Origin of the sequence: Vibrio fujianensis, assembly GCF_002749895.1 — a bacterium.
GTDB lineage: Bacteria > Pseudomonadota > Gammaproteobacteria > Enterobacterales > Vibrionaceae > Vibrio > Vibrio fujianensis.
Map to the genome: position 1 here is coordinate 225,294 of NZ_NBUS01000042.1, position 6,030 is coordinate 231,323.

6 protein-coding genes are annotated in these 6,030 nt (G+C 43.0%); all 6 read right to left on the reverse strand.

All coding sequences use genetic code 11. The annotated features are described in order from the left end of the window. A partial coding sequence (gene fliF, locus B7C60_RS18850; protein ID WP_245869146.1) for a flagellar basal-body MS-ring/collar protein FliF occupies positions 1 to 941 on the reverse strand: 941 nt, incomplete at its 3' end. A gap of 18 nt (positions 942 to 959) precedes the next feature. Next, positions 960 to 1,271, reverse strand: coding sequence for a flagellar hook-basal body complex protein FliE (gene fliE, locus B7C60_RS09965; protein ID WP_099611523.1), 312 nt, complete (start codon positions 1,269 to 1,271; stop codon positions 960 to 962). A gap of 92 nt (positions 1,272 to 1,363) precedes the next feature. Next, positions 1,364 to 2,776: a sigma-54-dependent transcriptional regulator gene (locus tag B7C60_RS09970; protein ID WP_172953241.1), complete on the reverse strand. Its 1,413-nt coding sequence runs from the start codon at positions 2,774 to 2,776 to the stop codon at positions 1,364 to 1,366. Between the two features lie 2 nt (positions 2,777 to 2,778). Continuing rightward, positions 2,779 to 3,819: a sensor histidine kinase gene (locus tag B7C60_RS09975; protein ID WP_425445506.1), complete on the reverse strand. Its 1,041-nt coding sequence runs from the start codon at positions 3,817 to 3,819 to the stop codon at positions 2,779 to 2,781. A gap of 129 nt (positions 3,820 to 3,948) precedes the next feature. After that, complete coding sequence (locus B7C60_RS09980; RefSeq protein WP_099611525.1) at positions 3,949 to 5,421, reverse strand: sigma-54 dependent transcriptional regulator; 1,473 nt, start codon at positions 5,419 to 5,421, stop codon at positions 3,949 to 3,951. 228 nt (positions 5,422 to 5,649) lie between these two features. Continuing rightward, a partial coding sequence (fliS, locus tag B7C60_RS09985; RefSeq protein WP_245869147.1) for a flagellar export chaperone FliS occupies positions 5,650 to 6,030 on the reverse strand: 381 nt, incomplete at its 5' end.

The window sequence follows — 6,030 nt, forward strand, 5'->3', positions numbered from 1 at the left end:
TTCGGATCAAATACTTTACGTGTTTGTTCCACCGCGCTAAAGTCCAGCTCTATATCGACCTGTGCGGTATAATTACCTAAACCTAAAATAGGGATAAGAACCGAATCAATTTTGCTACGAAGATTCTCCTCTTGACGACGTTCAAGCTCTTGTTCTTTACGTCGAGCCGTTGAGATCGGATCTTGTGAGCCGGAGCTAAGTAAACGCCCGTGTTGATCGGTCACAGTCACACGGGTAGGCTTCATTCCCGGCACGGCACTCGCCACCATATCAACGATCGAATCCACTTCTTCTTGCTTTAGGTTAGTGCCTGTACGCAAGGTTAAAAAAACGGATGCGGACGCTTCTTGATTATGCCGTACAAAAACACTTTGCTTGGGAAGTGCGAGTAAAATGCGCGCTTTATTAACTTGACGCATTTCTTCGATGGCTTTTGCTAATTGACGTTCACGGCTCAGTTTTAAACGTTCTTGCTCAAGGCGTTGCGAAACACCAAATCCCATGTCTTGCAAAAGGATATCATCGCCTGTATTGCGTGATTGATTTAGCCCAGCCCGAACCATATTAAGTTTAATGCTATTGTAATCGCTACTCGGTACTAAAATGGTATTACCATCTAACCGGTAGGCTTGTTTTTGTTGATCAAGATGATCCAATACAGGGATCAGTTCTTCAGTATCATAAGCCCCAAGAGGCCGCATTTCTGGTTCTTTTACCCAGAAAAATAACATAACAATCAGGGCCACACAGATGGAAATGGATAACACCAACACAATCTGTCTTAAAAGGTCAAGATCGCCCATAGCAAAGTCTAGCTTAGAAGAGCTTTTCTCTTCTAAATCTGGATTTTGTGCACCCCCCTCAAGATCAACGCTGGTCGACAGCGCTTGCTCTCCACCTGAGGTCAGTGTCAGATCGGTGGTTTGTTTATCTTCAGCCAAAGCTCATACCCTATGTGGTTATACTGGCATATTCATCAGTTCTTTGTACGCTTCAACTAGTTTATTGCGTACTTGAATGGTCGCTTCAAAGGCAACACTGGATTTATTACGAGCGATCATCACATCCGATAAAGAAATACCTTCATCGCCTCGATCAAAGCGAGTTTGTAAATCACCGGAGGCTTTTTGTAATCCGTTCACATTATTGATAGCCTGAGTTAGCATATTGCCAAAATCAGCGCCAACTTTTTGTCCAGTTGCGGCAGGCCGACCATTACCCGCTTCGACCATCATGGCCTGCATTTCACTGTGTAAGCTATCTAATTTCATGGTAACCTCGAGTGCCAATTCTTTGACTCTAACATCCTGCTTTAATAAAGCAGCAATTAATATGCCACTTGGAATCTGAGCTAAACGGATATTTAACCTGGGATATCAATACCCGCATCACGCATCTTCGCTAATTTATAACGTAGTGTACGCGGGCTAATACCTAATTTCTCGGCCATTTCTTTACGTCGTCCGTTACACTCGACCAGCGTTTCCATAATAATGGAAAACTCTTGATCTCGAAGCTCATCACCTAATCCAATCGGGCTACAATCACTTTTTACCAACGAGGCGCTTTCTGCCACTGGTTTGATTGTAGGATTAGCTCTTTCATCTTCTTGTTCAACCAGCGCTTGTAAGCCAGAAGCATCTTGCCAATCCAACCCTTCGAGTAAAATATGCTGCTGTTCAATATCCGCTTGCTCACTTAAGATCAAAGCTCGCTGAATGACATTATCTAACTCACGGACATTACCTGGCCAAGGATAACTCTGCAATTTAGCGATAGCGGTTGTTGAAATATTAGGAACAGGTAAACCGAGCTTTTTACAATGTCGTTCAATAAGATGGCTCGCTAAAGGGGCAATATCTTTTTTTCGTTCACAGAGAGCCGGCCAAGTAATTGGGAACACATTCAGCCGATAATATAAGTCTTCCCTGAATTTATTCTCTTGTACATAAGCTTTTAAGTCCCGGTTACTCGTGGCAAGAACTCGCACATCTAATTTGATACTTTTCCGACTACCCAACCGCTCAACTTCTCGCTCTTGTAAAACACGCAACAATTTTGCTTGTAAACTTAAATCCATTTCGCTGATTTCATCAAGTAAAATAGTTCCCCCTTGTGCTTGCTCAAACTTACCAGGACACGCTTGGACGGCACCAGTAAATGCGCCTTTTTCATAACCAAATAATGTTGCCTCAAGCATATTATCGGGGATAGCCGCACAATTAATCGCAACAAAAGGGCCACCTTTGCGGGGAGAGGTATTGTGAATATAACGAGACATCACTTCTTTACCTGAACCACTAGGGCCTAAAATCATCACGTTAGCATCCGTTTTTGCTACCTTTTCCGCTAACGACAACAATTTAAGGCTTTTTTCATCCGCAACCACGGCGTCCCCATTATCGTCAGACTTGACGGGGGCATAACGGCTAACCATATTCAGCAATACTTCTGGCGCAAAAGGTTTTGCCATGTAATCAATGGCCCCCTCTTTCATCGCCGCAACCGCATCTTCAATATTGGCATAAGCCGTCATTAACAAAACCGGTAAATTAGGCCAATGTTGTTTGATATTTCTGAGCAAAGCCAAACCACCCATACCCGCCATTTGTACATCGGATACCACAATGTCAACAGAATGACTTTTCAATTTTATCAATGCATCTTCAGCGCAATCAGCTTCAAGCCACTCATACCCAGCTAAGGCGAGTGTATCGACCAACGCTTCGCGTAGCCCCTCATCATCTTCAACGACTAAGACTTTATTTTGAGCCATGATCATTCTCCACTATCTGATTGAGATGGTTGGGATTGACGTTCAAGCGGAAGACACATCGTAAAACACGCACCTTCACCGGATTGTGACATCAACTCTAATCGGCCATCATGAGCACGACAAACCATTTGTACAACAGCAAGCCCTAACCCCGTTCCTTGAGAACGAGTGGTAAAAAAAGGTTCCATTATTTTATGCTGCAATGCTTCAGGTACTCCTGGGCCATTATCTTGTACTGAAATTTTCAGCTCACCATTCACCGGTCGAAAAAAAACATCAATTTGGGCTTGCTTTCCGACAATTTGAATTGCATTCATCACCAAGTTACTGATAGCTGAAGCGACCGCATTAGCGTTACCTAATAGCTTTGTTTCTTCCTGCTCAACTTGCAAATCGTAATCTATCTGATTGTTTTTCAAAGCCGTTTCAACCATGGGAGAAAACTCAGCAACTAAATCTGCAATAGAGAAGGGCTGAATAACTTTATTATCCCCTCCTTTTGCAAATAACAGCATATCATTAACTTGTTTTTCTAAGTCATGCAGCCGATCAAGTAATTTATGTTGAAATCGTTCTCGAGTAGCGCTCGGTAAATTAGGGGACGATAAATTCGAGGCGTATAGCATAGCACTCGACAATGGAGTACGAACCTGATGGGCTAAAGAGGCGACCATCCGACCAAGAGAAGACAAACGTTGCAAATCACTCACCCGCGATTGTAACAAACGGGTTTCGGTTAGATCGGTGATCAAAATCAATTGCCCAGTTGTCGACGCTGAAATAGCCAAACGAACCTTACGGCCATTACGCAGAGAAATTTCATGCCCATCATCTTCACGAGGCGCAAAAGCAACCTGAATAACCGTATACCATTTTTCACCTAATAAGGGAATTTGCAACAGTCGTTGTGCTTCTGGGTTGGCTTCACGCACGACCCCTTGAGTATCGAGTAAAATAACCCCGGCGGGCATAACATCCAGCACTTGTTTATAGCGCTCAACTTGATCTTCTAAAGAGTCTAGATGCGAATGCTGCTTCTGCATGAAGTTATCCATCACTAATATTTGACCTAAAAAACAACAATAGCCTAACATGCAATATGCAAGCCAGGCTATTTTTCTTTTATTTCATACAATTACACACCAGTCAATAAATTGACTCACTCAAGTTGACTATCGCTGCATATTGTATTTCCGCATTTTCTCAACCAATGTGGTTCGACGCATACCTAACATATCAGCAGCTCGCGCAACAATGCCACCTTGAGCATCCAACGCTTGATTGATTAAATTGACTTCTAAATCAGCTAATAGCTCTTTTAAGTTAATCCCTTCGGGCGGAAGCGATTGTGGCGTATCGAAATGGCCACTGATTGAGAATTCGCCGTCCTGTTCAAAACTGAAATTTTCTGAAAAAATATCAGCTAAAACATCTCTTTCTTGCTCTTCAACCGAGTTAAAGCGACTCGGTTCTGGCTGAAATTCAGGAATGTCACTGTATCGATACTTGGTGGGGAGGTGATTAACATCTACCAAGCTATTGGGGTAAAGAATCACCATACGCTCAACAAGATTGGCCAATTCACGAACATTACCAGGCCAATCATGCTCCATTAAAGAGTTGATGGCTCGTGGGGTAAAACAGATCGGGGAGGCTCCATCCACCTCCATCCGCGTCATTAACTCTTGAAGTAACAAAGGAATATCTTCTTTGCGATCTTTCAGTGCTGGCATTTCTATCGGGAATACGTTCAATCGATAATATAAATCTTCTCGAAAGCGTTGCTCGCTGATCATATGATCCAGATCACGGTGGGTTGCTGCCACTACTCTGACATCCGCTTTAATCGTTGTGTTTCCACCCACTCGTTCGAAACAGCGCTCTTGTAAAACCCGCAAAAGTTTCACCTGCATATTGGCAGGCATATCCCCTATTTCATCTAAAAAAAGAGTCCCACCTTCCGCCAACTCAAAACGCCCCTTACGAGCGGTTATTGCCCCGGTAAATGCGCCTTTTTCATGGCCAAATAACTCGCTCTCAAGCAATTCTGCAGGGATAGCACCGCAATTTATCGGAACAAAAGGCCCTCGTCGCCGAGCTGAATGATAGTGGATGTTGCGAGCCACCACTTCTTTTCCTGTTCCTGATTCACCCAAGATAAGCACATTTGCTTCAGTACTGGCGACTTGCTCAATCAAATGACGAACTTCTTGAATCCCAAGACTTTGCCCAACCAAACTACGAAAAAGTGTATTACTGACAGTAGACGATTGAAGTTGAATACCTTTACGACCCAAAAACTCTTTGCAGTGACGCAAAGCATCGCTCAACTGTGGATAGTTAAGTGGGAACTCCAATTCGCCAATAAACTGAGGAAAAGATTCAAAAGAAAAAAAATGTCGGTTTGCCACCAATAACGGAATATGATTCGCATGAAACAGGGTGTTTTTTAACGATTCAGGTAAACACGGTGCGTCAATCGAACCCACTATGCATCCAGCCCAAGCGTCGGACCAATCAATCCGATCAATGTGTGCGGAGTCTATGACTTCACACGGCTCCCCCACGAACTCTAGGATTGTGCTGAAACTTTGACGAACGAAAGCGTCGTCTTCAATGACAAGTAGTTTTGCTAAACCTTGCATAGGTGAGAATATTTGCCTTAATTCTGAAATTGTTGTGTTTACACCTTTGAAAATCACGGACTTGACTCAATACAAAATGAAACAGTCAAAGCAAGGATAACCAACGTGTGAAATTCAGCAACAAAAAAGCCACTTGGCTAGTTAGTGGCTTCTATTCTATTTAATTAAAAAAATAAGGCAACCAAGCAATTATCAGGTGTGATATTGGTTAAAAGATTAAGATAAATCTTAGATTCCAATCTCTGAAGCCGTTAAATTGTGATATTCCGCAGGGATTTGATCCCATGCCGACTTTATTTCACGGATAATATCAATAACGTCATCGATCGGTTGTGGGTCGTTTTTATGATTAGCCGTAGAAATTTGAGTGATCATAAACTCATAAAGCATATCGAGGTTTTGCGCGATTTCACCGCCATCTTTCATCGATAAACTACTACGTAAACTGATGATAATATCCAGTGCTTTTCCTAAGCGTTCACCTTTAACGGGTATATTACCTTGCTGCATGGCGGCCTTTCCTTGGATCAGACGCTCAATCGCACCCGCCATCAACATCTGTACAATTTTATGTGGTGAGGCTGCCGTTAGCTGGCTATCCACTGATAC

Bases quoted from the DNA above. Each gene is read 5' to 3' on its own strand.
- fliE (WP_099611523.1), bottom strand. From the start codon at position 1,271: ATGAAATTAGATAGCTTACACAGTGAAATGCAGGCCATGATGGTCGAA.
- B7C60_RS09970 (WP_172953241.1), bottom strand. From the start codon at position 2,776: ATGGCTCAAAATAAAGTCTTAGTCGTTGAAGATGATGAGGGGCTACGC.
- B7C60_RS09975 (WP_425445506.1), bottom strand. From the start codon at position 3,819: ATGCAGAAGCAGCATTCGCATCTAGACTCTTTAGAAGATCAAGTTGAG.
- B7C60_RS09980 (WP_099611525.1), bottom strand. From the start codon at position 5,421: ATGCAAGGTTTAGCAAAACTACTTGTCATTGAAGACGACGCTTTCGTT.